The sequence below is a fragment of the Andreprevotia chitinilytica DSM 18519 genome, from assembly GCF_000711875.1.
Taxonomy (GTDB): domain Bacteria; phylum Pseudomonadota; class Gammaproteobacteria; order Burkholderiales; family Chitinibacteraceae; genus Andreprevotia; species Andreprevotia chitinilytica.
Genome location: NZ_JONM01000001.1, coordinates 278092 through 302857, shown reverse-complemented (window position 1 = coordinate 302857; position 24766 = coordinate 278092). Strand labels below are relative to the sequence as shown.

General features: G+C 58.3%; 26 protein-coding genes and 1 other RNA gene. 19 read left to right on the top strand and 8 right to left on the bottom strand.

The window, feature by feature from the left end:
* Positions 1-2: 2 nt before the first annotated feature.
* Positions 3-749: a YdcF family protein gene (locus BR41_RS01400; RefSeq protein ID WP_035051861.1), complete on the top strand. Its 747-nt coding sequence runs from the start codon at positions 3-5 to the stop codon at positions 747-749.
* Positions 750-817: 68 nt separating this feature from the next.
* Positions 818-1171: a hypothetical protein gene (locus BR41_RS01395; RefSeq protein WP_035051859.1), complete on the top strand. Its 354-nt coding sequence runs from the start codon at positions 818-820 to the stop codon at positions 1169-1171.
* Positions 1172-1261: 90 nt separating this feature from the next.
* Here the strand turns inward: BR41_RS01395 and BR41_RS01390 are convergent, their stop codons facing one another.
* From BR41_RS01390 to BR41_RS01370, 6 genes are all read right to left on the bottom strand, one after another.
* Positions 1262-2032 (bottom strand): peptidylprolyl isomerase, encoded by a 771-nt coding sequence (locus tag BR41_RS01390; protein ID WP_035051856.1) that lies wholly within the window; start codon positions 2030-2032, stop codon positions 1262-1264.
* Between the two features lie 37 nt (positions 2033-2069).
* Positions 2070-2330: a BolA family protein gene (locus BR41_RS01385; RefSeq protein ID WP_035051854.1), complete on the bottom strand. Its 261-nt coding sequence runs from the start codon at positions 2328-2330 to the stop codon at positions 2070-2072.
* Positions 2330-2632, bottom strand: a complete 303-nt coding sequence (locus BR41_RS01380) for a YciI family protein (RefSeq protein WP_035051852.1) — start codon at positions 2630-2632, stop codon at positions 2330-2332. The genes BR41_RS01385 and BR41_RS01380 overlap by 1 nt, the downstream gene beginning before the upstream one ends.
* Positions 2633-2635: 3 nt before the next feature.
* A complete protein-coding gene (locus tag BR41_RS01375; protein ID WP_035052446.1) occupies positions 2636-3193 on the bottom strand; it encodes a septation protein A in 558 nt (185 codons plus the stop codon).
* Positions 3194-3374: 181 nt separating this feature from the next.
* Positions 3375-3472: signal recognition particle sRNA small type (ffs, locus tag BR41_RS23420), an RNA gene on the bottom strand.
* A 20-nt stretch (positions 3473-3492) separates the two neighbouring features.
* Positions 3493-4485: an asparaginase gene (locus BR41_RS01370; RefSeq protein WP_035051850.1), complete on the bottom strand. Its 993-nt coding sequence runs from the start codon at positions 4483-4485 to the stop codon at positions 3493-3495.
* Between the two features lie 54 nt (positions 4486-4539).
* On the opposite strand from BR41_RS01370, the gene smpB reads away from it, so the two are divergent.
* Complete coding sequence (gene smpB / locus BR41_RS01365) at positions 4540-4995, top strand: SsrA-binding protein SmpB (protein WP_035051848.1); 456 nt, start codon at positions 4540-4542, stop codon at positions 4993-4995.
* Positions 4996-5052: 57 nt separating this feature from the next.
* On the opposite strand, the gene plsY is transcribed toward smpB, so the two are convergent.
* Positions 5053-5685: a glycerol-3-phosphate 1-O-acyltransferase PlsY gene (gene plsY / locus BR41_RS01360; protein WP_035051845.1), complete on the bottom strand. Its 633-nt coding sequence runs from the start codon at positions 5683-5685 to the stop codon at positions 5053-5055.
* A gap of 82 nt (positions 5686-5767) precedes the next feature.
* Here plsY and BR41_RS01355 point away from each other — a divergent pair, with 82 nt between their 5' ends.
* From BR41_RS01355 to cysG, 14 genes are all read left to right on the top strand, one after another.
* Complete coding sequence (locus tag BR41_RS01355) at positions 5768-6124, top strand: dihydroneopterin aldolase (protein WP_035051842.1); 357 nt, start codon at positions 5768-5770, stop codon at positions 6122-6124.
* Between the two features lie 99 nt (positions 6125-6223).
* Positions 6224-7132, top strand: coding sequence for a Tim44 domain-containing protein (locus BR41_RS01350; RefSeq protein ID WP_035051839.1), 909 nt, complete (start codon positions 6224-6226; stop codon positions 7130-7132).
* An 8-nt stretch (positions 7133-7140) separates the two neighbouring features.
* Complete coding sequence (locus BR41_RS22560) at positions 7141-7632, top strand: hypothetical protein (RefSeq protein WP_169741228.1); 492 nt, start codon at positions 7141-7143, stop codon at positions 7630-7632.
* A 28-nt stretch (positions 7633-7660) separates the two neighbouring features.
* Positions 7661-8329, top strand: coding sequence for a Crp/Fnr family transcriptional regulator (locus tag BR41_RS01340; protein WP_035051836.1), 669 nt, complete (start codon positions 7661-7663; stop codon positions 8327-8329).
* A gap of 148 nt (positions 8330-8477) precedes the next feature.
* Complete coding sequence (locus BR41_RS01335) at positions 8478-9455, top strand: L-threonylcarbamoyladenylate synthase (protein ID WP_035051834.1); 978 nt, start codon at positions 8478-8480, stop codon at positions 9453-9455.
* A 103-nt stretch (positions 9456-9558) separates the two neighbouring features.
* On the top strand, positions 9559-10002 hold the full coding sequence (locus BR41_RS01330) for a type IV pilin protein (RefSeq protein WP_035051832.1): 444 nt from the start codon (positions 9559-9561) through the stop codon (positions 10000-10002).
* Between the two features lie 35 nt (positions 10003-10037).
* Positions 10038-10652, top strand: coding sequence for a pilus assembly FimT family protein (locus BR41_RS22555; protein WP_051709744.1), 615 nt, complete (start codon positions 10038-10040; stop codon positions 10650-10652).
* A 4-nt stretch (positions 10653-10656) separates the two neighbouring features.
* The gene (locus tag BR41_RS01320; RefSeq protein WP_084186757.1) at positions 10657-11556 is read left to right on the top strand and encodes a PilW family protein; all 900 of its coding nucleotides are present in this window, start codon (positions 10657-10659) and stop codon (positions 11554-11556) included.
* Complete coding sequence (locus BR41_RS01315; RefSeq protein ID WP_156970499.1) at positions 11553-12992, top strand: pilus assembly PilX family protein; 1440 nt, start codon at positions 11553-11555, stop codon at positions 12990-12992. Before BR41_RS01320 ends, BR41_RS01315 begins: the two co-directional genes overlap by 4 nt.
* A 3-nt stretch (positions 12993-12995) precedes the next feature.
* On the top strand, positions 12996-13502 hold the full coding sequence (locus BR41_RS01310) for a type IV pilus modification PilV family protein (RefSeq protein WP_035051827.1): 507 nt from the start codon (positions 12996-12998) through the stop codon (positions 13500-13502).
* A 149-nt stretch (positions 13503-13651) separates the two neighbouring features.
* Positions 13652-15916, top strand: coding sequence for an arginine/lysine/ornithine decarboxylase (locus BR41_RS01305; RefSeq protein WP_035051824.1), 2265 nt, complete (start codon positions 13652-13654; stop codon positions 15914-15916).
* 131 nt (positions 15917-16047) lie between these two features.
* Positions 16048-17586 (top strand): hypothetical protein, encoded by a 1539-nt coding sequence (locus BR41_RS01300; RefSeq protein ID WP_035051822.1) that lies wholly within the window; start codon positions 16048-16050, stop codon positions 17584-17586.
* A gap of 61 nt (positions 17587-17647) precedes the next feature.
* Positions 17648-19243, top strand: a complete 1596-nt coding sequence (locus tag BR41_RS01295) for a GGDEF domain-containing protein (RefSeq protein WP_035051820.1) — start codon at positions 17648-17650, stop codon at positions 19241-19243.
* A 196-nt stretch (positions 19244-19439) separates the two neighbouring features.
* Positions 19440-20816, top strand: coding sequence for a siroheme synthase CysG (gene cysG / locus BR41_RS01290; RefSeq protein WP_035051818.1), 1377 nt, complete (start codon positions 19440-19442; stop codon positions 20814-20816).
* Positions 20817-21311: 495 nt separating this feature from the next.
* On the opposite strand, the gene BR41_RS01285 is transcribed toward cysG, so the two are convergent.
* Positions 21312-22217, bottom strand: a complete 906-nt coding sequence (locus BR41_RS01285) for a LysR family transcriptional regulator (protein WP_035051815.1) — start codon at positions 22215-22217, stop codon at positions 21312-21314.
* Positions 22218-22319: 102 nt separating this feature from the next.
* On the opposite strand from BR41_RS01285, the gene BR41_RS01280 reads away from it, so the two are divergent.
* The gene (locus BR41_RS01280; protein ID WP_035051812.1) at positions 22320-23267 is read left to right on the top strand and encodes an alpha/beta fold hydrolase; all 948 of its coding nucleotides are present in this window, start codon (positions 22320-22322) and stop codon (positions 23265-23267) included.
* Between the two features lie 113 nt (positions 23268-23380).
* The gene (locus BR41_RS01275; protein WP_084186756.1) at positions 23381-24745 is read left to right on the top strand and encodes a GGDEF domain-containing protein; all 1365 of its coding nucleotides are present in this window, start codon (positions 23381-23383) and stop codon (positions 24743-24745) included.
* Positions 24746-24766 lie beyond the last annotated feature (21 nt).

Here is a 24766-nt window from a genome sequence, read left to right as displayed (position 1 = left end):
CAATGTCACCCAGCTTCCTGATCAAGAACACCATCGCCGCTTTCCTGTTGCCGCCCATGAATGGCTTGCTGCTGATTGCACTCGGCGCATGGCTGCAACCACGGCGCAAACGGCTAGGGCGTTCCCTGCTGATCAGTGGTATCGCCCTGCTCTATCTGCTCTCCACCCAGCTGGTTGCCAATGGCTTGACCGGCTTGCTTGAGCCCGCGCCGATTTCCGCTGCGAATTTGCGTAACGTGGATGCCATTGTCTGCCTGGGTGGCGGCAAACGATTCGGCGCGTATGACCAGCCCGCCGGCGAAACCGTCAACAATGCGACGCTGGTCCGGCTGCGCTACTGCGCCCAGCTGGCACGGGCCAGCGGCAAACCGGTGCTGGTGAGTGGTGGAGCGCCCATTGGCGGTATTCCGGAAGCCGATCTGATGGCTGCGGCGCTACGCGAAGATTTCCAGATACAACCGCGCTGGATCGAGAACGGCTCCGACGATACCGCTGAAAATGCCAGACTCTCCGCCCGCATGTTATTGCCGCCGCAGCGTCGTATCGCGCTGGTCAGCCAAGCCTGGCACCTACCGCGTGCCGAGCATTTATTCGTTGTTGCCGGCTTCGAAGTCACGCCAGCGCCAACCGATTTTGCCAATCGTGAGCCGTTCAGCCTGTTGCAGCTGCTGCCCAAGGCCAAAGCGCTATATGAAAGCAGCTTGGCTATTCACGAACTGGTCGGACTCATCTGGTATCGGCTGCGTTAGAATCCGCCAGTTGCACCAAAAAAACGCAAAGCAAAAGCATCCAAATCAAAAACAATTGGAGGAGTCCCATGAACCGTTTGATTCTGCCGCTGCTGCTTGCAGCGCTCGTGGCGGGCTGCGACAAGCCAGCCACACCACAAGTTGCAGCGCCCGGCACCAGCAGCACCGCCGATACTGGCTACCGCGAGCCGAACCCGCTATTGAACCTGCCACCTGAGCAGTTCAAGACCGTGCTTGGCGATTGCGCCTACAAGGTGTTCGTCGCGACTCAGCACCCGGACGATGCAACGCGCAAGCAGTGCTACAGCGACATCCGTACTCGCCTGAAAGCAGCAGTCAATCAAGAAATCACCGATCACGAGTTCGAGAATCCGTATATTCCGCAGCGCGTGAAGCACGAGCAGGACGAGCACCGCATGTAATCCGCGGACGCTGTCTTGGTCAGCCCAAGCAACAAAAAGCCCCGCAAACTGCGGGGCTTTTTGTTGGTAGAACTGGGTAAAACCCGTCGATTACTCGACCTTGGCCTTGGACACCAGATCGTCCACATACTTCTGAGCACGCTCGCCCTGCACTTGACGCTGCAGATCGGCCTTCACTTCATCGAACGACGGGCCCTTGGCTTCGCGCACGTCATCCAGCTTGATGATGTGCCAGCCGAACTGGGTCTTCACCGGCTCGGAGATCTTGCCCTTCGACAGTTCGGTCAGCGCCTTGGCGAATTCCGGCACGAAACCGCTCGGGTTCGCCCAGCCCAGATCGCCGCCTTGTGCGCCGCTGGCCTTGTCCAGCGACTTCGCCTTGGCGATGTCGTCGAACTTCTTGCCCTTCTTCAGTTCAGCCAGGATCGCCTTGGCTTCCGCTTCATCCTTCACCAGGATGTGGCGAGCCTTGTATTCCTTGCCGCTCATGCCGGCCTTGATCTTGTCGTACTCTTTCTTCAGATCGGCATCGGAAACCTGGTTGTTCTTCACATAGTCATTGACCAGCGAGCCACCCAGGATTTGTTGCTTGGCGATGTCGAGACGCGCTTGCACGTCCGGGGTCTTGTCCAGGCCCTTCTTGGCCGCTTCTTGCGACAGCACTTCGCTACGAACCAGTTCTTCCTTGATCTTGGCGCGCAGTTCCGGCGTATCTTTCTGGCCGCGCTCAGTCACTTGCTTGACGTAGAACTCAAGCTTGGAATCCGGAATGGCGACGCCGTTGACGGTAGCCACATTGCCAGCAAAGGCTGCGGCAACGCTGAGAGACAGCAGCAGCGCGAGACGTTGAGGTTGACGCATTGAGTCTTTCCTTGAGTGTTGTTACGCGTGAGATTTATCAGAATTCACCAGGCGCATACGCTTTCACGCTCAACGCATGCACCTGGTCTGGAATCAGGTCGCCCAGCAAGCCATACACCGTACGGTGTCGCTGCAGCGCAGTTTGCCCAGCAAAGACCTTTGAAACAATGACGAGATCAAAATGCCCGCCGCCAGTGTTACCGGCATGCCCGGCATGCGCTGCGCTATCGTCATGCAGCTCCAGCGCCTCAGGATTCAGCACCGCCAGCCGCTGACGGATCTCGTCATGCAAGCGCATTAGGGTAACACGTGCTTGAACGGCTTGACGATGACGTCAACATAGACGCCGACAGCGCGATACGGGTCAGCCTCCGCCCATGCTTGCGCTACCGTCAGCGATTCAAACTCTGCCACGATCAGGCTGCCGGAAAAACCGGCTGCACCCGGATCAACACTATCAACAGCCGGAAACGGCCCGGCTAATACCAGGCGCCCTTCTTCTTTCAACGCTTCCAACCGGGCAAGATGTGCCGGGCGGCTAGCCAGGCGATCGGCAAGACTCTCTAAACGATCAGTTCCGATGATGGCGTACAGCGGCATGGCTTATTCCGTTTCCTTGTTCTGTTCTGGCGTCGCCTCGATGTGGCGCGACAAGTACAGGCTTTGTGCCAATACGAACAACAGCGTCAGGCCCATCGTGCCAAACAGTTTGAATTTGACCCAGAGCGCCTCATCGAAATGGAACGCGATCACCAGATTCAACGCCCCGAGGACCGCAAAGAACAAGGCCCACGCCCAGTTAAGGCGGAACCAGACCACTTCGGGCAACGCGATGTGCTGGCCCATCAGGGATTTGATCAGATTCTTGCCGCGCAGGTAGTAGGCGCCCGTCAGGACCAGCGTAAAGGCCCAGTACAACGCCGTTGGCTTGACCTTGATGAAGGTCTTGTCATGCAGAAGGAGTGTGGCCCCGCCGAGCACGATGATCATGGCAAAACTCAGCCACAACGTAGCGTCGACTTTGCGCCAGCGCCACCACGAGAACAGCACCTGCAAGGTGGAGGTCACCATCGCCACGCCGGTGGCGATGAATAGATCGCGGGTAACGAGATAGGCGCCGAAAAACAGCAGGACAGAGAGGAGATCGAACAGAAACTTCATTGGCAGCACGTTCGCTGAAGATTGCGCATTATGCTGCTGCGCTTGGGGCAAAACAAGTTGGGCCGACGTGAATAGTCCGCGCAGCGGCGAAAAAGCCAGATCACAACGAACAGCAGCAAACTTCAGGAGATAAACGGCGGAAACGCAAAGGGCCGGCATAACCGGCCCTTGCATGGAATGAGGTGGCGAGCCTAACCCCCGGCACTGGCATCAAACGCTGTGGCTGCTTCCTTCCGGACCTGACCAGGTTCACGTCTTAGCCATGCGGGGAGACCCGCCATTGCAGAGGCGAGACTATATCACAGCGGCCGACCGTCTGTCCGTTCTCCGACAAGATTGCGTTCAAACAGCGTGCGTTGCATCGCAAGATCATGTTCCTGCCCCGCCATCCAATACAGTTTCGTCAGCGCTGCCTCAGGCGTCATGTCGGCCCCATTGAACGCGCCAACTTCCCTCAATTCGGCACTAGCCGCGTAGTCAGCAGCTACACCACCTCGCGGACACAAGCTCAGATTGACCAATGGATGATGTGCGGCATAGGCATGCAATGCCCGGTGCAAGCTGACGCAATTAGGTAAATTGCCGCTGCCAAAGCTCTGTAGCAATAACGCATGCGGCGGATCAGTAGCTAGCGCAGCAGACAACCAAGTCGATGTACCGCCAGGTGCAAGTGAGAACTGGACAATCTTCGCCATTTCCGCGACCGGTTGAAACTGGAACGGCACGGCAGGTGGTTGCAATTGCGCCTCGTCCAGCAGCCATTGGCCGTGACGGAAAACGCCAAGCGCCGGCGCATTCGGACTATCGAAGGCCGCCACACCAGCGCAATCCATCTTGCGAACGCGACAGCCGCGAAATGCTTGCCCGGCAAAGACGACCGCAACCTCACGCAGCCGTTCATCCCGCGCCAAGGTCAACGCGGCAGCGACATTGGTCGGTGCATCACTTCCCGGCGCATCCCAAGGCAGCATCGCGCCAGTCAACACGACGGGCTTGTTCAAACCCTGCAACATGAAAGCCAGCGCGCTCGCCGTCCATGCCAGCGTATCCGTCCCATGCAACACGACGAAGCCGGCGAATTCATCGGCACGTGCAGCGATATCGCGTCCGATACAGTTCCAGTCGGCCGGCCCCATCGAGCTTGAATCGAGCAGCGGCGAATACTCCAACATGGTGATGCCGGTGTGGATGCGCGTGACTTGCTCGGACAAGAAACCAGCCACCGGCGCAAGGCCATTCGGGCCGGGCTGCATGCCAAGCGTGCCGCCGGTGTAAATCACAAGCAGGGACATGTTGTTGACGCCTCCGTTACAATCGCGTTTTGCCTGTTATCAAGCAACGCCCCAATGACCATTGTCGACAATCGCAAAGCTTTTCACGATTTCTTTATTGAAGACCGCTTTGAAGCCGGCCTCGTGCTTGAAGGCTGGGAAGTGAAATCGATCCGCGCCGGACGCGTGCAGCTGAAAGAATCGTATGTCACTTATATGAAGGGTGACTTCTACCTGCTGGGCGCACACATCTCGCCGCTCACCACCGCATCGACTCACGTTTATCCCGATCCAACCCGAGTACGAAAGCTGCTGCTCAATGCGCGCGAAATCGAAAAACTGGCCAACAAGGTCGACCGCGCCGGTTATACCGTCGCCGCCCTCAACATGCACTTCACCCGTGGCCGGATCAAGCTGGAAATCGGCCTCGCCAAGGGCAAGAAGCAGCACGACAAACGTGAAGCCGAGAAAGACCGCGAATGGCAGCGTGAAAAGCAACGATTGGCGCGGGATCACAACAAACGCACCTGACCCACGCGCCAAAACTGAAAAAGGCGATCATTTGATCGCCTTTTTTGCGCCGGGCAATTATTGCTTGCCGGGCCCTGCTTGATCGCCAATCTTGCCCTCCTTGCCAACAAACAAACCCCGAATATTCTGGTGATGCCGAGCAATCAACAGCACCGCAATCACCAACACCACATATAAGTACAGACGCTCGCCCGGCATAAAATAAGCCGTCAACAAGGGCGATGCGACGGCAGCAATCAATGCCGCCAGTGACGAAATCTTGAAACCCTTGGCCATCAACAACCAGATCGCCAGTACCGCCAAGCCCACCCGCCAATCCAGCGCCAGAAGAATACCGGCTGCGGTTGCCACCCCCTTGCCGCCCTGAAAACGGAAGAACACCGGCCACATATGGCCCAATGTGACCGCCAGTGCCGCAGCCGCGATCGCCTCGGCACCCAAACCGTATGCACCCGCAATCCGTTGAGCAAGAAACACCGCCAGCCAACCTTTGAGCGCATCACCGGCAAGCGTCAGCGCTGCCGCCTTTCTATTGCCGCTGCGCAAGACGTTGGTGGCACCTGGATTGCCTGAACCATAGCTGCGCGGATCGTCCAGCCCCATCAGGCGAGAGACGATCACCGCGAACGAAAGCGAGCCGATCAGGTAAGCCCCTAATGCGAGCATGAACACAGCGAATGGCGATGGCATTCACGAATCCCGTAAAATAGTCAGTCCGGCATTCTAAGGCAAAGCACCCGTGGCCATACAAACCACGAGGTCCGCAATTCATATGGACATCATTTTTCTGCACGGCGTTCGCGCCAAAACCCTGATTGGCTGGTACGAATGGGAGCGGGTCGCCCTGCAAGTGGTCGAGCTCGACCTGGAAATCGGCCTGCCGTCAACCCGCGCCTGTCTGTCAGACAACCTGACCGACACCATCGACTACGACCACGTCGTCAATACCTTGCGTGCCAGCATGGCCGAACAGCATTTCCAGTTGCTGGAAGCGCTGGCTGAGCATATCGCCCACATCCTGCTCGAAGACTTTAAAGCGCCGTGGGTGAAGGTCTCCGTGACCAAGCTCGGCATCCTGCACGAGGTCGGTCGGGTAGGCGTCACCATCGAACGTGGCCAACGCAACTGAAAAAGCGGCCGTTGCGAAATAAAACCACCAAGGTTGAACTTCCGAACCAGCGATCCCACTAAAAGCGGGCAACTCATCATTACAAAGGAATACCCCCGCATGTTCGCTGCTGGCTCTGCTCAACGCCTGATCGCCGCCTTGATTACCGTATCGCTCGCACTAAGCCCGCTTGCCGAAGCCAGACGGCTTGGCGGCGGCGGCTCAGCAGGTAAACAACGGAGCATCACCCGTAACGCTGCACCACCCCAGCAACCCGTTGCCCCCGCACAACCAATACCGCAGCAACAGCCTCAACCGGCCGGCAACGGCATGGGTAAGGCCCTGGCTGGCGCCGCAGTCGGCGCAGCCGTTGGTGCAGCTGGCGGCTATATGCTCGGCAAATCGATGAATGCGTCGGGTGCCGCGCAATCTGAATCCAGCAGCTTCCCGTGGGGCTGGCTGTTGTTGTTGGGGGCACTCACTATCGGCGGCATCATGCTGCTGCGTCGCCGCACCCAAAGCGCCTACGGTCAGCCGGCGCCCGCTGGTGCAGCTGCAAGCGCCGCCAACTGGCAAAGCACCCCGCAACCACAATCTGATCGCGTGTTCCGGATTGGCGAAGGCGCAGTCAGCGCACCTGCAGCAATGACGCAATCGGGTCGTCTGCCGGATGGCACCGAAACAGCCGCCTTCCTGCGTCAGGCCCGTGCGAGTTTTCTGCATATGCAGGCGCTCAATAGTCCCGAGCAACTCGAAGAACTGCGCAAATACCTGACGCCTGAACTGTTCAACGAATTGAAGGGCGAGATTGCCGTCAATCGCGACTTGGCCGAATTCCCGGAGCTACAGGTTGAATTGGCAGATACCGGCAATGACAACGGCCAACTTTATGCCAGCGCGCGTTTTTATGGCCGGGTCAGTGAGGCACTCAACGCCGCGCCAATGCCGTTCGAAGAAATCTGGCATTTCGTCAAACCGCGTGCCGATGATCCGCGCTGGTTACTGGCAGGCATTCAGCAATCGGCTTGATTGGATGAATGATTGACGAAATACGGGCTTGCCATATTGCACGGCAAGCCCGTTTTGCGCTTACAATCAACTTATCCCGAATTTATGCAAACTTCATACAGCCCATGCTGAACCTCAACCTGTTGCTAACACGCTGTATGTTTGCCCTTTTGCTGACGGCACCGCTTGCCGGCTGCGATCAGATCATGGAAGTCCTCAACAAACAGCAAGCGAACGGCAAGGCCATTGGCGCCGCATGCCGTCATAGCGGACGGGCGCTGGAAGACTGTTATCGCCGTAATCCGAAAATTTCCAAGGCGGATATTTTCTCCGGCTGGAAAGAAATGAACGAATACATGCTGGCGAAGAAACTCGATATCGTTCCTCCGCCACCCGATATTTCACTCATCAACAAGAATCAGGCAAACATTGCCGAAGACGGCAGCGCGCCAGACCAGAATAGCCAAGAAGCCAAATCGGCCAAGAAAACTGAAAAAGCCAGCGCCGCCAAATCAGAATAACCAACGACATACAAAGGATCGAGACTGCATGGAAACTCAATCAATCAAATCTTTTCTGACCGGCTTGGACGTTTTTGGCGACTTCTCTGCTGAAGACCTCGACGTCGTGCTTGAAGCTGCCATCAAGCGCCAGCTGCCCAAGGGTGCTTTTCTATTTCGTGAAGGTGATCCCGGCGAAGCCATGTATTTGCTGGTCGAAGGTCGTACCCGCTCGTTTGCCAGCGACAATCAAGGCAAGGAATTCGTATTCCTGATCGGTGAAGCCGGCGACGTGTTTGGCGAGCTCTCGCTGGTCGACGACGAACCGCGCGGCTGGTCGGTGCAAGTCGATGAAGACTCCACCTTCCTCATGTTCAACAAAGCCGACTTCCGTACCGCGCTCGATGCCTACCCACAATTGAAGGACAAACTGATCCTCAATCTGGCACGCATCGTTCGCAAGCTATCCGCAACAGTGAAAAACCTGGCTTTGCTCGACGTCTATGGCCGGGTTCGCGCATTGTTCGAAAGTATTGCGGTTGATTACGAAGACCACTGGATGATCGCCGAATCGCTCACCCAGCAAGCGATTGCTGACCGGGTCGGCTCCTCGCGTGAAATGATTGCCCGCATCCTCAAGGAACTGGTGTTCGGCGGTTATATCAAGCTGGAAAACAAGCAGATCATCATTCTGCAAAAGTTGCCCGAGCGTTTCTAAATCACGGAACCTCATGAAAAACCGGCGCTCAACCGCCGGTTTTTTTACGCCAACCGATCTCTTATCCCACCGCAGCAAACGCCGGCCAGCGTAGCAAGCGAACAGCCCGTCACGCTATACTCCTGTTTTATCAGCACATTACCTTGTCATGACCGCGCAGATCGAACGCGCCCTCTCGCTGCTCCGCGCTGGCGAGCTCGTCGGCATCCCCACTGAAACCGTTTATGGCTTAGCCGCAGATGCCGCAAATCCGCAAGCGGTCGCAAAAATATTCGCGCTAAAAGGCCGCCCAGCCGATCACCCGGTCATCGTGCATATCGCCGGTAGTGCTCAGCTCTCCGATTGGGCACAAGACATCCCTGACGATGCCTGGAAACTGGCCGAAGTATTCTGGCCGGGGCCACTCACCCTCATTCTCAAGCGCAAAGCACATGTTCCCGACGCCGTTACCGGCGGTCAAAACACCGTCGGCTTGCGTGCCCCCGCCCACCCACTCACCCATGAACTCCTGCTGCAATTTGGCGGCGGACTGGCCGCGCCGTCAGCCAACCAGTTTGGTCACGTGAGCCCCACAACGGCACAGCACGTCCGCGAGGAATTTGGCGCGGCCCTACCGCTGGTCCTCGACGGCGGCCCCTGCCAAGTTGGTGTCGAATCAACCATCGTGAGCCTCGTGGATGGCAGACCCAAACTACTCCGCCCCGGCGGCATCTCCCGCGACGTGATCGAAAGCTTGCTTGGATATGAACTTGAGCACCACGTAAAGGCCAGCACAGCCGGTATACGCGCCTCCGGCCTGCTCGACAGCCACTACGCGCCACGTACCCCGCTCTGGCTCGGCGCGCGGGCGCAACTGCTTGAAATTGCGGCAGAACACACCGCCGCCAACCAGCGAACAGCACTGCTACTACTCGGGGACGTGACGAACGAAACAAATGCGCTTATGCCAGGTCAATATGTCCATTACCTGCCCGCCGATCCGGAAGCCTATGCGCAAGCCCTTTACGCAACGCTACGTCACCATGACCAGCGCTTCGACCTCCTCCTCCTCGAAACCCCACCCCGCACGCCCGCTTGGCTCGCAGTCCACGATCGGCTGCAACGTGCCGCAATTCGTAAGTACTAACTGCCGTTTATCGGCACATCCGTACGCCCGGCAGCCCATTCCCATCAATCGATTGTCAGCTCCGAACCCATACAGTAAGGTTTGAGCCGAGAGGGATATAAAAATGAAAAACAATAAGGGCTTTACCTTAATGGAGCTAATGGTTGTCGTGGCAATCATTGGCGTTCTGGCCGCAATTGCCATTCCAGCCTTCCAAAACTACGTTCGAAAAAGCCGTAGAAGTGATTTCAAGGCTGTCGTTGCCAAGATCATTCAGGCGCAAGAAAAATTCCGGGCCACTAATTCCACCTATTCAAATGATTTTTCCAGTAGCAGTGCTGGCTTGAGCCTGCTCAGCACGACTACCGCAACGACGGCGGCGACGGCAACTGATTCATTTGGTGGTGGTGGATACTATACGGTCGTCATAGGTAGCAATACAGCCACCGGCTACGTAATTACCGTCGCTGCAGTTTCCGGAAAATCACAAGCGAATGACACGGGCTGCACCAGCATCACCACGACGGTGAGCGGCGCCAATATCAGCCAAGTTGCCAGCACCTGCTGATTGCAATCAATCCTATCCGGATTCGCCCCAAAATCATGATGAAAAGAATCTCCTTGGGACTCAAGCAGCAAGTAGGCTTGACCTTGATCGAAATGATGACCGTTGTTGCCATCCTTGGCATTGTCGGGTCAATTGCAATACCTGCCATGTCCGGCTATGTGCAACGCGCCAAATTGAAAGGGATCGCTGCCGAAATGCAACGAAACCTGCAAATGGCGCGCAGCGAGGCAGCGCGTAATAATCGTCCGGTGCTATTAACTGTATCAACCGGAACAAATCAATGCTACGGGCTAACCGCTAACTCCACCGCCTGCGACTGCACAGTCAGCTCTACATCAGCCAGCAATTATTGCGAAATCAAGCGCATTTCGGCAACCGATCTGAACCTGATTACCTTGGCAACCGGCATTGACGTTTCCTTGACACAAGGTGGAACAACAGGCACTAGCGGCACGTTCACCAATATTGGTTTTGACCCGGTCCGTGCCATGCCCTATAGCACAAATGGCACAGCCTTCACTTACCAAACATTGAAATTGACCAGCAAAAATAGTGAAGTCCTGAATCTGGTTTTATCGGCAACGGGCAAAGTGACGATTTGCACGCCTAGCGGTGTCGGGGCGGTCCCATCTTTTAATACTGCGTGCTGAACCGATGAAAAAATCAATTGGCTTTTCGTTAGTTGAATTGATGATCGCCATGGCAATCGGCATATTCCTCCTCGGCGCGGCAGGCAGCTTCTTTCTCAGCAACATGAAATCATCGCGAGACTTGCTGCTATACAGCCAAGTACAACAAGAGCTGCGCCAGAGCGCTGATTTGATGCAACGGGAATTGCGTCGCGCCGGCTATTCGCTTCTTAATCAAAGCGCTGTCAAAACCGCTTATCTGAAGCGCAATCAGTCAAGTACGGGTTCCAGCAATTACGATTGTGTTTTATACAGCTACTACAATGCTGACGATTCGCAGAAAAACGACTTGGGATTCATGCTCGACGACAACGGCTCAATCCAATTCAAGGCCCAAGGCGTAACCACAAGCACCAATAACAACAAAACCTGCAACACAGCCAGTACCTATGGCACTTGGCAGCCGCTAACCAGCGGCCCCAGCAGCACGACAGCTACCGATGGCATAGCCAAGATCACCGGCTTCGACATCAGCTTCCTGCCACCGTGGACGACCGGTTCGGCCCAATTGGCGGCTGTCGCCTCGAGTAACCTGATCACCCGAACGACCGGCTCCTTTGTGACCGATGGCTTCCAGGTGGGCGACTTGGTCACGCTGGCCGGCTTTTCCAGCAGCAATAATTTTGTGCAGGCCAAAGTCACGGCGGTGAACGTCACTTCGCTTCAATTGGCTACAGTGAACAGTAGTGGTACCGCCACTCAGCTGGCTGACGATACGGCTGCGGCAAATCGCACCGTTAGCCGTCAGGGCAATGCGCTGAGCATCACTCTGGTGGGGCAATCGACCAAAGACAGCAAGATCAAAGCCAGTTACAACCAAATCATCACGCTATTCAACGTGCAGGCGCTGGATAGTGCACTGTGAAAAAAACTCGCACACTCATGTTCATTCGGCCTCCTTATCATCAGGCACCCGCGAATCAAACCGGAATTGCTACATTATTTGTGACGATCGTCATGTTGCTCGTGGTGACGGTATTTGCCATCTATAGCAACCGTTCAACCTTTATCGAGCAAAGAACATCTACCAATCAGTTGAAACGCGCCGTTGCATTCAATGCCGCGCAGTCGGGTCTGGATCAATTTGTTGCCGATATTTTCGACGGCAATTCTGGCGTGGGGACTCTTTACCTCACAGGCGTGGCGGGCAACTATACCGGCGTGAAAACCGCCTACAACAACACCCCTAACAACAGGGGATATCTGAATAGCACTGCCGGTGCCCTTTATCATGACTTCACCAACACCAATTCCACTACGCTAAATCCGGCAAACAACAATGCCAATAGCTTTTCCGGAGTGACGTTGACACAGCCAACGGGCTCCAACCAGATCTCGAGCTATACAATTTATCTGACAGATTTAGGTGGTGGGAAACTACGGATTTTCAGTCGGGGTTGTGCTGATGCGGTGTGCCCAACGACGCAAACGGCCACCTCTACCGCATATGCCGAAGCAGTCATCAGCATTGATATCAACGCAAATGGCGGCAACTCTGCTTGTGCCTTGGATATCAACGGCTCGCTCACCGAATACAACGGATCCAGCATTCACGGCTATACCGATCAGCAAACCCCACAAGTCATTACCTGCGGCATCCGCGTCAGCAATGGGGTAATCAGCGGCGATGGCTCGGCATTGGATGTCAAGGATTGCCCAGGCACTGGCGCTTCGGGCGGAAGCTGTGGCGCATACAACACCGGTACCCACAGTTCATCGCAGGCGAGTTACTTCCAAAGCATATTTGGCCAAAGCATGAGCACCGTTCAGGCCGCGAGCACAACGTTACAAATTAGCGGAACAACAGGCGCAGGTACGGGTGGAGCCGCTTCAGGAAGCGATCTATGTGCCGCAATTACATCCGCGAATGCCGCGAGCCCAAAGAAAACAGTAATCTGGATCAATGGCAATCTAGACATATCGGTTGCAACATATCCATTCTTGGCTTGTGCCAACGAAGGCTATCAAGCGCTTGGCTACAACGAAGTACCAACAGGAACAGGTCAGTTTCCCATTGAGGGTGGCGGCTCATCAACCAGCACCCCTTTGACTTTCATCGTCACTGGTGACGCAAGCATTAATGGCGCGTTGAAAATTGACGGCACGCTATATGTCGGTGGCAGCACCACCAGTACTGCTTCCGGCTCAATCGTGGTCAATGGCTCCGCTGCCTTCTATGGCAATGTTTCGACAAATGCGTCATTGCGCGTTAATGCTGACAGCGCCATAACCAGTAGAACAACTTACCCGCCGGCCTCTACTGGCGCGGCCAAGACCGGGCAATCCTGGAAAGATTTCTGAATCATGCAGATCAAGAAGATATTACGACTGCGAAATTGGCAAGCCGGTATCTCCATCATCGAAATGATGATTTCGCTGGTCATACTCAGTAGCGGCTTATTGGTCTTGTCGAAGTTTCAGGGGCAATTGTATCAATCCGCCGCACTTTCCACGCAACGCAGTGAAGCACAGGCATTGGCACAGCGGGTGATTGATGGTTACCGGGCCACCCGGGGCAGCGCCTTGAATACGATTGTCGGACTCTGCCCGATCAGCGGCAGTACAACGTGTTATGTCACAGACCTGAGCACGCCAAGTAATCTGCTCACCCCTTCGACAGGGACAGCCACAGCAATCAGCAGCGTTTCGGGTAACAGCTACACCACTTCCTGGAAGATGAGTTCGACTGCCACGAGTGCCAACGCGGCAACGCAAAAATTCATCTATCGCGTGGAAGTAACAGTGAGCTGGGACAACCCTCAGGGTACTCAGCAATATTTGGCTTTCGGACTGATCTTGCCCAGCGCTTGACATCAATCAGCTTGTCACTTTCGCAACAAGCAAACAGGGTACACTACGCGCTTTTCCGGGACGTCCAAGGCCGGTAACAGCGCGCATTGCCACGCTGCCAGAGGTACCGCGCTCCCTTTCCTTTATCTCTTTGGAAAGGTTCACCGCTCATGCGTTTTTATTTTCCCATCGTCATCATCGACGAAGACTTTCGCTCCGAGAACACCAGTGGCTCGGGCATTCGTGAACTTGCCGCCGCGATGGAGGCCGAGGGCATGGATGTCATCGGCTATACCAGCTACGGCGATCTGACCAGCTTTGCGCAGCAGCAAAGCCGCGCAGCCGGTTTTATCCTGTCGATCGACGATGAAGAATTCGGTGGCGGCAGTCCGGAGGAAACGCAGGAGGCTTTGACCAGCCTGCGTAACTTCGTGGCCGAGATTCGTCGCCGCAATCCCGATATCCCTATCTATCTGTATGGCGAAACGCGTACCGCGCGCCATATTCCAAACGATGTGCTGCGTGAGCTGCATGGCTTCATTCATATGCATGAAGACACGCCGGAGTTCGTGGCGCGCCACATCATCCGCGAAGCCAAGTCCTACCTGGATTCACTGGCACCGCCGTTCTTCCGTGCCCTCACCCACTATGCGCAAGATGGTTCGTATTCGTGGCATTGCCCGGGGCACTCGGGTGGCGTGGCGTTCCTGAAATCGCCGGTCGGCCAGATGTTCCACCAGTTCTTTGGCGAGAACATGCTGCGCGCCGACGTCTGCAACGCGGTCGATGAGCTCGGGCAGCTGCTGGATCACACTGGCCCGGTCGCGGCATCAGAACGCAATGCGGCGCGTATTTTCAATTGCGATCATTTGTTCTTCGTCACCAACGGTACTTCCACCTCGAACAAGATCGTGTGGAACTCGACCGTCGCGCCAGGCGATATCGTCGTGGTGGATCGCAACTGCCACAAGTCGATCCTGCACGCGATCATGATGACCGGCGCGGTGCCGGTGTTCCTGATGCCCACACGTAACCACTACGGCATCATCGGGCCGATTCCGCGTAGCGAATTCGAGCCGGAAAGCATTCGCCAAAAGATGCTGGCCAACCCGTTCTGCCGCGAAAAGCTGGAACAGAATCCGGATGTGAAGCCACGCGTGCTGACGATCACGCAATCCACCTACGACGGCATCATGTACAACGTCGAGGAAATCAAAGGCCTGCTGGATGGCCAGATCGAAACGCTGCATTTCGATGAGGCCTGGTTGCCGCACGCCGCCTTCCATGACTTCTATGGCGACTATCACGCCATTGGCGAAGGCCGGCCGCGCTGCAAGGATTCGATGGTGTTCTCCACCCAATCCACGCACAAACTGCTGGCGGGTCTGTCGCAAGCTTCGCAAATCCTCGTGCAGGATGCTGAGGACAACAAGCTCGACCGCGATATCTTCAACGAAGCCTATCTGATGCACACCTCCACCAGCCCGCAGTACGCGATTATCGCGAGCTGCGATGTGGCGGCGGCGATGATGGAAGCACCGGGCGGCACCGCGCTGGTGGAAGAATCGCTCACCGAAGCGCTCGACTTCCGTCGCGCCATGCGCAAGGTGGATGAAGAATACGGTGAAGACTGGTGGTTCAAGGTCTGGGGCCCAGACGATCTGACCGATGAAGGTCTGGATCATCGCGATGCGTGGATGCTCAAGGCAGGCGAGGATTGGCACGGCTTCGGCGATATCGCCGAGGGCTTCAACATGCTCGATCCGATCAAGGCCACCATCATTACCCCGGGCCTGAACGTACAAGGCGAATTCGATTCGACCGGTATCCCGGCATCGATCGTCTCCAAATACCTCGCCGAGCATGGTGTGGTGATCGAGAAGACCGGGCTGTATTCGTTCTTCATCCTGTTCACCATTGGCATCACCAAGGGCCGCTGGAATACGCTGCTGACTGCCTTGCAGCAATTCAAGGACGACCACGACAAGAACGCACCGCTGTGGCGCATCCTGCCGGAGTTCGTAGCGCAGTTCCCGCAGTACGAGCGCATTGGCCTGGCCGATCTGTGCAGCCAGATTCACGCCTGCTACAAGCGCAATAACGTCGCCAAGCTCACGACCGAGATGTACTTGTCCGATCTCGTGCCGGCCATGAAGCCCGCCAAAGCGTTCGCCAAGATGGCCCACCGCGAGATCGAGCGTGTGCCGCTGGATGAACTGGAAGGCCGTGTAACCGCCGTGATGCTTACGCCTTACCCACCCGGTATTCCGCTGTTGATTCCTGGCGAAGTCTTCAACAAGACCATCGTGGATTACCTGAGGTTTGCGCGGGAATTCAACCATGGCTTCCCGGGCTTTGAAACCTACATTCACGGGCTGGTCGCCGAAAAGGTCGGCGGCGAGACGCGTTATTTCGTTGATTGCGTTCAGGAATAAGCGTTAAACCGTTGCACCATCGTTAGTACCAAACGGCCGCCGATGCGGCCGTTTTTTTATTAGCGCGGACTAATCCAACTCGTTATGATGTTGTCTTTACCAACAAGCCAGCAAGCGTAAAGCTTACAAACGTGACCCACTGGGAAGCGGCCCTGCAGCACGCAGAGGACCTCAACATTGCGGCCCGCAAACATGCCCGCCAAGCGCTGGAAACAGCGAAGCGGGATCGGCTTGCCGCCCGCCGGCAGCGCGATACCAAAGCGGAAGTGGATGCCCGGCTGCGCGAGGCACGCCATCACTGGGAAACCAACCAGTTTCCGTCTGCCCTCACGCAAGCCCGAGCCGCTTTGCGGCTCTTGCGCCAGCAAGAGCGGCCAGTACCCGAAACTCACGCCTGGCAATTGGTCGCGCAAACGCTGCAGGCACAGGGCAGACTGACCAATTCATTACAATCCTGGTTAAAAAGCCTTGCACTCGCCAGCGAGCGCAACGACCTGCCGGCCTTGTGCGAGAGCTACCTTGGCATCGGTGGCCTGTTCCTGCTCGAAAACGACCCGGCCCGCGCCGAGCTCGCCTTCCGCTATGCCTACGACCTCGCCACCGATGCCGGCCACACCGAATACCACTGCAAGACCGGGCTCTACCTGCTTTCTGCGCTCACCGAGCTGGATCGCGTACAGCAAGCGCAGGAAGTGCTGGCACGCATTGGCCCGGTGATCTCGGCCCATCCAAACTGGAGCCAGGCTTCTCACTGCGATTATCGGCTTTACCTCGGCGCGAACCTGCTCGCGCGCGGCGAGCTGGATGCAGCCGAGCAAGCCCTGCGTTGCGCCATGCAAATCAGCCGGGATCACGGCTTGCTCTGGGGACACACTCGGGCCAGCGAGCTGGTCGGCCAATTGCGTGGCCGGCAAGGCCGGTTGGTCGAAGCGGCACAAGCGATCGGGGCGGCGATCAACATGGCAGCGTACTTCGACCCCGGCTTCGTCTTGCAGCGCCTGTACAGTCGATTGGCCGACATCAAGACCGAACTCGGCGACTTTGCCGGCGCGCTGGCTGCGCATGAGCTCTACCACGACTACCGCATCCGCCTGCTCCGCGATAACCGCCAGCGTGCTCGGCTGTTCGATAGCCGTTCGGCACGCAATGTGGAAATGGAATTGCACCTGCACAAGATGCGGCAGGAAAGCCGCCGGCTACAGGCATTGAAAGACGCGGCCAGCCAACCGACACATGACGTCCTCACCGGTTTTGGCTGGTGGGGCCGCAACCAGAGTTGGCCCGAGCGCCGCCGGCCGGAACACAACGCCGCGCAGCAAGGCTTGTTGCTGGTCGTCGCTCGCAATCTGTGGGAAATCAATCTGCAACTCGGCCAGGAGCATGGCGATGCGCTGCTGGCCCGCCTGGCCGGACTGCTGCGCCAGCGCTTCCCCGATGCCAGCGGTTTGCGCTTTGGCGGCTCCGTGCTGGCAATCCAGGTGGATACCGAGGCGCTCGCGGCCCGTTCCGCCCTCGCGGCAGACATGCTCGCCCTGCCCGCCCAACTGGCGTGGCCCGCCGATGCACCGCCCGCCGGGCTCACACTGGCTGCCGGCGCCGCGCTGCCAGGGGAGAGTCTGGAAGCCCAGCTGCGCCGCCTGTTGATCGAAGCCCGAGAGCCCGCCCAATGAGCGACTCCAATGAGCGCCCCAATAAGCATTCGGATCAGCGCCCCGCGATGAAAGTCAGCCGATGAGTGTAGAAATTCTCAGTGCCTTGCTGGATCGGCAAGAGCTCACCAGTGCCCGCGAATGCGCGTTGATCGAGGTGCGCACCGCACGTGCCATGGGGGATCAGATCGGTGCTGCTCAAGCGCAACTGGTCGCCGCCATTGCGCTCGGCCGCCAGGGGCAGATTGCCGAATCCGTGCAAGAGCTGGAGCGCCTGATGCCGCGGCTGCGCCGGCTGCAGCAAAACCAGCTACTGATGAAAGCGCTCGATGAGCTGGCCGGCCACCATCTGCTGCTCGGCCACGTCAACCAAGCCATGCGACGCTGGCTCGATTGCCTGGAAGCCGCCGTGCAAGCCGGCGACGACGCCATGTTCGTCATGGCACATCTGGGCATCGGCAAAATCTATTTCGGCCTGGGCGACTTTGAACAAGCGCTGGCGCATCACTTGCGCTCGCTGGAACACGCCGATGCGGTCGAAGCGCCCGCCTCGCTCGGCTCGATCTACCTTTGCATCGCCAACGATTACCTGCAGCTCGGCCGTCATGACGAAGCGCTGGTCAGCCTGCGTCTGGCCCGGCGCAAGCTCGCCAGCCACGGCCATACCCAGCTGGAAGCGGAAAGCTGGCTGTACGAAGCCATGGCACTGATCCGCCAGGGTGAGCTCGATGTCGGGCAAGCCGCGTTGACTGAAGCAAGGCAGTTAATCCGCGAAACCCGTCATCACTGGTGCGAATTCCACACTGCGTTCACCCAAGCAGAGCTGGATCGGGCAATGAGCCTGCCACAGTCGTGCCAGATCCAGCTCGAACTCGCCCGCCGCTTGGCGCACGACTTGCAATCCGCCACGCTGATCGAACAAGCCGAACGGGCGCTCTACTTGCATCACAAGGCGCACGGTCAGTTTGAGGCGGCACTGATCAGCCACCGTGCCTACCACTCAGCCATGGAACGCAATCTGATCCGTCAGCAGGAAACCCGCCTGCTCGGTGCCACGCTCAAGCGCGTCAGGCGGTTGGAAACGCGCCTCAAACTGCTGCAGTCCGATCAGGAAAACCAGACGCTGCAAGCCCGGCTGCGCCACCACCAAGCCGTGCTCTCGACCCTGAGCCGCGAAGTGGAAACCGATGCCCTCACCGGCACCGCCAACCGCCGTGCGCTCGAAACGCAGCTCGATTTCCTGGCCGAACACGAGCCATCGGCACTGTCCATCCTGATGCTCGACATCGACCATTTCAAAGCCATCAACGACAACTACGGCCATGCCGCGGGCGATCAGGTGCTGGCGCAAATCGGCCAGCTGCTGCGGGAAAGCTGCCGCAACGGCGAAACCGTCACTCGCTATGGCGGCGAGGAATTCTGCATTGTGCTGCCAGGTCTGGACGGAAGCACCGCCACGCTGGTCGCCGAACGGCTCCGCCGCCGTGTTGCAAGCGAAACCTGGGCCGACATCGCCGTCGGCCTGAAAGTCACCACCAGCATCGGCTGCGCCAGCGCCCGCCCCGGCGAAGGCCCACGCGGCGTCATCGCCCGCGCCGATGCCCTGCTCTACCGCGCCAAGAAACAAGGCCGGAATCGGGTTTGTGATGAGGCGAGCGGGGATTTGTTGTTGGGCTAGCAGCACCCCGTAGCCCAGATGGCTTTGCCGGCCGGGGACTGCACCAAGGCATCCTCGACGACAATGGGCACAGCGACCCCGGCCGGCAAAGCCGTCCGGGCTACGGAAGCGCCAACACCCACCAATCCGCAGAAACCCCAGCCAAGCAGCCCCCACCTCCTTACAATGGCGGCAACGACATAGGCATGCCCGTCTCATGGATTATTTCCCCCTCTTTCTCAAGCTCTCCGACCAACGCTGCCTGCTCATCGGCGGCGGTGAAGTCGCCACGCGCAAGGCACGGCTCCTGCTGGAAGCCGGCGCTCAACTCACTCTGGCCGCGCCGGAGCTGACCGCTGAACTCACGGCCCTGCGCGATACCGGCCGTATCACACATATCGCCAACCCCTATCACGCATCCCAGCTCGACGGACAACGGCTGGTGATCGCCGCCACCGATGATGCTGCCGTCAACGCCCGGATTTTTGCCGACTGCGAAACACGCGGCATTCTGATCAACGCGGTAGATAGCCCGGAACATTGCCGTTTCATCGTGCCCGCCATCGTCGATCGCTCGCCGGTCATCGTCGCCATTTCCAGCGGCGGCAATGCGCCGGTGCTGGCACGGCAGGTGAAGGCAAAGATCGAAGCGCTGCTACCGTATGGCTATGCCACCCTCGCCCGCTTGGCCGGGCAACTGCGCGATGCGGTCAAAACCAAATTCAGCGATGAGCGTGCCCGCCGGCTGTTTTGGGAAACCGCGCTGGAAGGCCCCGCCGCCGAACAAGCCATTGCCGGCAACACCCAAGCCGCAGAAGCGACTTTGCTGGCAGAGCTCGCACAGGCTGAGAGCACGCCAAGCGGTGCGGTCTATCTCGTCGGTGCCGGTCCCGGCAACCCGGATCTGCTCACCCTGCGCGCGCTACGCCTGATGCAGAAAGCCGATGTAGTGCTGTACGACAACCTCGTCTCGCCGCAGATTCTTGACTTGGTGCGGCGCGATGCCGAGCGCATCTATGTCGGCAAGAAAGCCAACAACCATGCCTTGCCGCAGGAAGACATCAACAAACTGCTGGTGAAACTGGCACAGCAAGGCCAGCGTGTATTGCGCCTGAAGGGCGGCGACCCGTTCATTTTCGGGCGCGGCGGTGAAGAGATCGAAGAGCTGGCGGACAACGGTGTGGCATTTGAAGTCGTGCCCGGCATTACGTCGGCGTCTGGCGCATCGTGCTACGCCGGCATCCCGCTCACGCACCGCGATTACGCGCAGTCGGTCACTTTCGTCACCGGCCACCGGCGCGGCGATGAGATCGAGCTGGACTGGCCACGCCTCGTCAGCAGCACCGAAACCGTCGTGATCTACATGGGCGTGAAGCAAGCACCCGCCATCTGCGCCCAGTTGATCGCCCACGGCCGCGCCGCCGATACGCCTGTTGCCATCATTGAACGCGCCACCTGGGCGGATCAGCGCACCGTCGTCGGCACGCTCACCACCTTGCCGGCATTGATCAGTGAGCATGCGATCAAACCGCCGGCGTTGATCATCGTGGGGGATGTGGTGAAGTTGCATGGGAAGTTGGGGTGGCGGGATTGAGTCAGATCCTGCGACTGCATGAAAGGCAACGAGGCAGCGTTATGCGCCTACGGCGCGGCTAAATGCTTTACAGCGCGTTCCGCCGCGCGGCCGGGGAAAGGACTTTGTCTCGGGCTGTACATATTCCTTTGGGCCCTCTCCACGCCAAAGGCGACCCTGCGCCTTACGGTCCTCTGGACTACCCTCGGTCGGTCCGCTTTTATTTGAGAACAACTTCCTAGGGTCTCGCGACACTCCCTCGGCGCTTAGCGCGAAGGGGAGAAAAGCACGCAGTGCAACCGTTGCGACAAAAACAGTGACAGCTGTGCACTACGGTTTGTTATTTTGTAGGGCGCAATCCCTATAGCTGGGCGAATCTCTACGTGCGAATTTTTAATTCGCTCAGTGATGGATTCGCACGCGAAAGGGCATTGCGCCGCGCCCGTTTCTCGGCACAACCGACCAAGAATTCATGAACGACCCGGTCGGCAAGATTGCAGTTGCATTCAACCGTCCCTAGCCTCCATCCACATGCGCCCGCAACGCCTCAATCAACGCCCGCACCTTCTGCGGATGATGCCGGGCAGCAGGGAAAACGGCGTGGATGCCTCCATTGGGTAGCGACCATTGCGGCAGCACCCGTACCAACTGACCAGCCGCCACATCCGCTTGCACGGCAAAATCGGGCAGGATGGCAAGACCACCGCCAGCCAGCGCCGCAGCACGCACCGCATAAGCCGTATTGGCCGAAAACGCGGCCTGAAATTGCACCTGCTCTTTCGCCCCATCCAGCGCTTCAAACGTCCACGTCGTCGGCTGTGGGAGTACCGACAGCGACACAAACGGCAGCTTGGACAAGTCTTGCGGCGTGCTCGGCGAGGTATGCGATGCAAGCAGACCGGGGCTAGCCACCAACCAATCCTCGAAAGTCGCCACCTTGATGGCCTGCAGCCCCGAATCGGTCAGCTTGCCGATACGGATCGCGACATCGATCCCCTCGCCCACCAGATCAAAAATCCGATCCCCCGCCAGCAGTTCGATTTTCAAATCGGGATAACGCTGGCGCAATGCGACGGCTACCGGCGCGACCACGGTAGCGCCATAGTCGATCGGGGCCGTCACGCGCAATGTGCCGCGTGGTTCGGCGCTGTTTTGCCCGGCGGCCTCCACGGCTTCTTCCGCATCGCGCACGATGCGCCGACTGGCTTCATAAAATGCCTCACCAGCTTCAGTCAGGCCCAACCGCCGCGTCGTCCTGATCAGCAGGCTGGCGCCGACTTCGGCCTCCAGCCGCTGCATGTGGGTGCTGACCATCGTCTTGGCCAAGCCCAGCCGCGCCGCTGCGGCGGTCAGCGATCCCGCCTCCACCACCGTCACGAAGACCACTAACCGATTGAGATTGATCGCGCTCAGGTTCGCCATGTTCATTGACCAATTTAAATGGACAGTCATTCTAGCAATGGCTGTCTTATCGCGGTGAATGGTGCTTGTTAATCTACTCCCAACAACCCCAAGGAGCCGATCATGAAAGCCGAAGCCCTCGCTGTTCTCTCCACGCTGGCTGTATCCATTGCCGCCCAAGCTGCCCCGGAAGTGAGCTTCCGCACGCTCGATGTCGACGGCATCAAGGTCTTTTACCGCGAGGCCGGCAATCCGGCCGCGCCGACCATCGTGTTGCTGCATGGCTTTCCGTCCTCCTCACACATGTACAGCGGCCTGATCAAGGAGCTTGCCAACCAGTTCCACCTGATCGCACCGGACTATCCGGGCAGCGGCCATACCGTGATCACGCCGGATGCGAACTTCAAGCCGAGCTTCGATGGTCTGGCCACAGTGATGACACATTTCATCCAGGCCAAGGGGCTGACCAAGTACGCGCTTTATGTGCAGGATTTCGGCGGCCCGGTCGGGCTTCGCATCGCCAGCAAGCACCCCGAAGCGATCACGGCGCTGATCGTGCAGAACGCCAATGCCTATCAGGAGGGCCTGTCGGACAAGATCGCCGACAACATCAAGCACACCAGCAAGGGCGTCACGGCGGAAACGCGCCCGGCGCTGGAGGGCATCATCAGCTCGCCCAGCGTGCAGTTCATGTACAAGGCCGGCACACGCGATCCCGAGCACCTGAGCCCGGATACCTGGACCATTGCGCAGTGGGGGCTGGAAAACGCCGCCAATCGCGAGATCCAGATGAGCCTGCTGGCGGACTACCACACCAATGTCGAGCAATACCCGGCGTGGCAGGCGTACTTCCGCAAGCACCAGCCGCCAACACTGGTGGTCTGGGGCAAGAACGACCCACTGTTTGTCGAAGCCGGCGCCAAGGCATTCGCCAAGGACATCACGAACGCCGAGATTCATCTGCTGGATACGGGGCATTTCGCGCTGGAGGAAGACACGCCGGAAATCGCCAGCCAGATGCGCCGCTTTCTGACTCGCGTTGCTGAGCAGCAAGCAAGCGCTGCAAAGTAGGCGCTTCCCACCCTCTGCCAAGCCTGGTGCCAAGCGCCAGGCTCGGCCGCGGACAGCGGATAGGCTGTAAGCACTATCCTCAAAACGACGCCAGCTCCTTATACTGACGTCATATGCCCGCTCGAAAACACGCTCAATCCGCCGCCGCACGGCCTGCGCCCGAAAGCCCTATCCGCTTTGCCGCGGTCGTGATGATCCTCGTCTCGGCCGCGCTGTTCGCCTGGCAACACTTCGGCATGAACCGCAATATCCGCATCGACGGCGCGAGCAGCTACAAGATGCAGACGTCGGACGACCGCACCAACGGCGGGGCATCGGTCGCCAAGCTAAGCCGCAATGGCAAGCAGCTGCTGCTGGACTGCAGTCTGAGCGACCAGAACCAGTGGCCATTTTGCGAGCTGGGCGTCTATTTGACTCCTACCTCCAAGGGCATCGATTTAACCGGCTTCGATCGCGTCAACATGAAGGTCGATTATCGTGGCCCGGGCAATCGCCAAATTCGTTTTTTCGTACGCAACTACGATCCGGCTTATGCCAAGGAAAAAGACGAAAGCAGCTGGAAAATCAACGAAGTGGCCTTCACGCCCAAGCCCGGCGGTGAAACCGTTTCAATCCCGCTGACAAGTTTCTCGGTCACCAGTTGGTGGATCGCCAACAACCACATTCCGCTGGACCATATCGCGCCAGATATGCGGCACGTCCCACTGGTGCAAGTCTCGACCTCCGGCTTCAAGGAACCCGGCCAGCATGAGCTGGTGATCGACTACATCGAATTCCACGGCAAATGGCTCAGCCGCGAGCAACTGGCCCTGTTGCTGGTTGGATTGTGGGTCGGCTATGCGCTACTCACGCTCGCGCTGGACCTGCGCCACCTGCGCAAGCGCCTGCAACGCAGCCGCCGCCGCGAGCACGAGCTGCGCGGCCTGACCAAAGCGTTGCAACTGGAAAACCGCCTGGTCGGCGACATGGCCCGGCGCGATCCGCTGACCGGCGTACGCAATCGGGCCGGCATTCGCGATGAACTATTCCGCGAGGTTGAATTCGCCCAGGAATCCGGCCAGCCACTCGCCGCCGTGTTTGCCGATATCGACCATTTCAAGCGCGTGAACGATACGCTCGGGCACGATGTGGGTGACAAGGTGTTGCAGCAATTCGCCAAGGAACTGGGTGGGCAAATCCGCAGCGACGACTATGTCGTGCGGTGGGGCGGCGAGGAGTTCGTGCTCATCTTCCCGGCCACCCCGCTCCATATTGCGGCGCAACTGGCCGAAAAGATTCGCAAGCAGGTCGAATCCAAAATCTGGCCGGATGGCTTGCGGATTACATCGAGTTTTGGCGTCACCGTGCTGGGCGATGAATCGATCGCAGACTTCGTCAAACGCGCTGACGAAGCGCTTTACGACGCCAAGTCACAAGGACGAAATTGTGTGGTCACGCGTGAGCCCATCACCAGAATGCGTCCGCCAGAGCCGGAATAAAGCACGCTTGAAATGCCTCTG

What these genes read in the sequence shown, in the direction of transcription:
- BR41_RS01400 (WP_035051861.1), top strand. Translation starts at nt 3, where the DNA reads ATGTCACCCAGCTTCCTGATCAAGAACACCATCGCCGCTTTCCTGTTG.
- BR41_RS01395 (WP_035051859.1), top strand. Translation starts at nt 818, where the DNA reads ATGAACCGTTTGATTCTGCCGCTGCTGCTTGCAGCGCTCGTGGCGGGC.
- BR41_RS01390 (WP_035051856.1), bottom strand. Translation starts at nt 2,032, where the DNA reads ATGCGTCAACCTCAACGTCTCGCGCTGCTGCTGTCTCTCAGCGTTGCC.
- BR41_RS01385 (WP_035051854.1), bottom strand. Translation starts at nt 2,330, where the DNA reads ATGCGCTTGCATGACGAGATCCGTCAGCGGCTGGCGGTGCTGAATCCT.
- BR41_RS01380 (WP_035051852.1), bottom strand. Translation starts at nt 2,632, where the DNA reads ATGCCGCTGTACGCCATCATCGGAACTGATCGTTTAGAGAGTCTTGCC.
- BR41_RS01375 (WP_035052446.1), bottom strand. Translation starts at nt 3,193, where the DNA reads ATGAAGTTTCTGTTCGATCTCCTCTCTGTCCTGCTGTTTTTCGGCGCC.
- BR41_RS01370 (WP_035051850.1), bottom strand. Translation starts at nt 4,485, where the DNA reads ATGTCCCTGCTTGTGATTTACACCGGCGGCACGCTTGGCATGCAGCCC.
- smpB (WP_035051848.1), top strand. Translation starts at nt 4,540, where the DNA reads ATGACCATTGTCGACAATCGCAAAGCTTTTCACGATTTCTTTATTGAA.
- plsY (WP_035051845.1), bottom strand. Translation starts at nt 5,685, where the DNA reads ATGCCATCGCCATTCGCTGTGTTCATGCTCGCATTAGGGGCTTACCTG.
- BR41_RS01355 (WP_035051842.1), top strand. Translation starts at nt 5,768, where the DNA reads ATGGACATCATTTTTCTGCACGGCGTTCGCGCCAAAACCCTGATTGGC.
- BR41_RS01350 (WP_035051839.1), top strand. Translation starts at nt 6,224, where the DNA reads ATGTTCGCTGCTGGCTCTGCTCAACGCCTGATCGCCGCCTTGATTACC.
- BR41_RS22560 (WP_169741228.1), top strand. Translation starts at nt 7,141, where the DNA reads ATGATTGACGAAATACGGGCTTGCCATATTGCACGGCAAGCCCGTTTT.
- BR41_RS01340 (WP_035051836.1), top strand. Translation starts at nt 7,661, where the DNA reads ATGGAAACTCAATCAATCAAATCTTTTCTGACCGGCTTGGACGTTTTT.
- BR41_RS01335 (WP_035051834.1), top strand. Translation starts at nt 8,478, where the DNA reads ATGACCGCGCAGATCGAACGCGCCCTCTCGCTGCTCCGCGCTGGCGAG.
- BR41_RS01330 (WP_035051832.1), top strand. Translation starts at nt 9,559, where the DNA reads ATGAAAAACAATAAGGGCTTTACCTTAATGGAGCTAATGGTTGTCGTG.
- BR41_RS22555 (WP_051709744.1), top strand. Translation starts at nt 10,038, where the DNA reads ATGATGAAAAGAATCTCCTTGGGACTCAAGCAGCAAGTAGGCTTGACC.
- BR41_RS01320 (WP_084186757.1), top strand. Translation starts at nt 10,657, where the DNA reads ATGAAAAAATCAATTGGCTTTTCGTTAGTTGAATTGATGATCGCCATG.
- BR41_RS01310 (WP_035051827.1), top strand. Translation starts at nt 12,996, where the DNA reads ATGCAGATCAAGAAGATATTACGACTGCGAAATTGGCAAGCCGGTATC.
- BR41_RS01305 (WP_035051824.1), top strand. Translation starts at nt 13,652, where the DNA reads ATGCGTTTTTATTTTCCCATCGTCATCATCGACGAAGACTTTCGCTCC.
- BR41_RS01295 (WP_035051820.1), top strand. Translation starts at nt 17,648, where the DNA reads ATGAGTGTAGAAATTCTCAGTGCCTTGCTGGATCGGCAAGAGCTCACC.
- cysG (WP_035051818.1), top strand. Translation starts at nt 19,440, where the DNA reads ATGGATTATTTCCCCCTCTTTCTCAAGCTCTCCGACCAACGCTGCCTG.
- BR41_RS01285 (WP_035051815.1), bottom strand. Translation starts at nt 22,217, where the DNA reads ATGGCGAACCTGAGCGCGATCAATCTCAATCGGTTAGTGGTCTTCGTG.
- BR41_RS01280 (WP_035051812.1), top strand. Translation starts at nt 22,320, where the DNA reads ATGAAAGCCGAAGCCCTCGCTGTTCTCTCCACGCTGGCTGTATCCATT.
- BR41_RS01275 (WP_084186756.1), top strand. Translation starts at nt 23,381, where the DNA reads ATGCCCGCTCGAAAACACGCTCAATCCGCCGCCGCACGGCCTGCGCCC.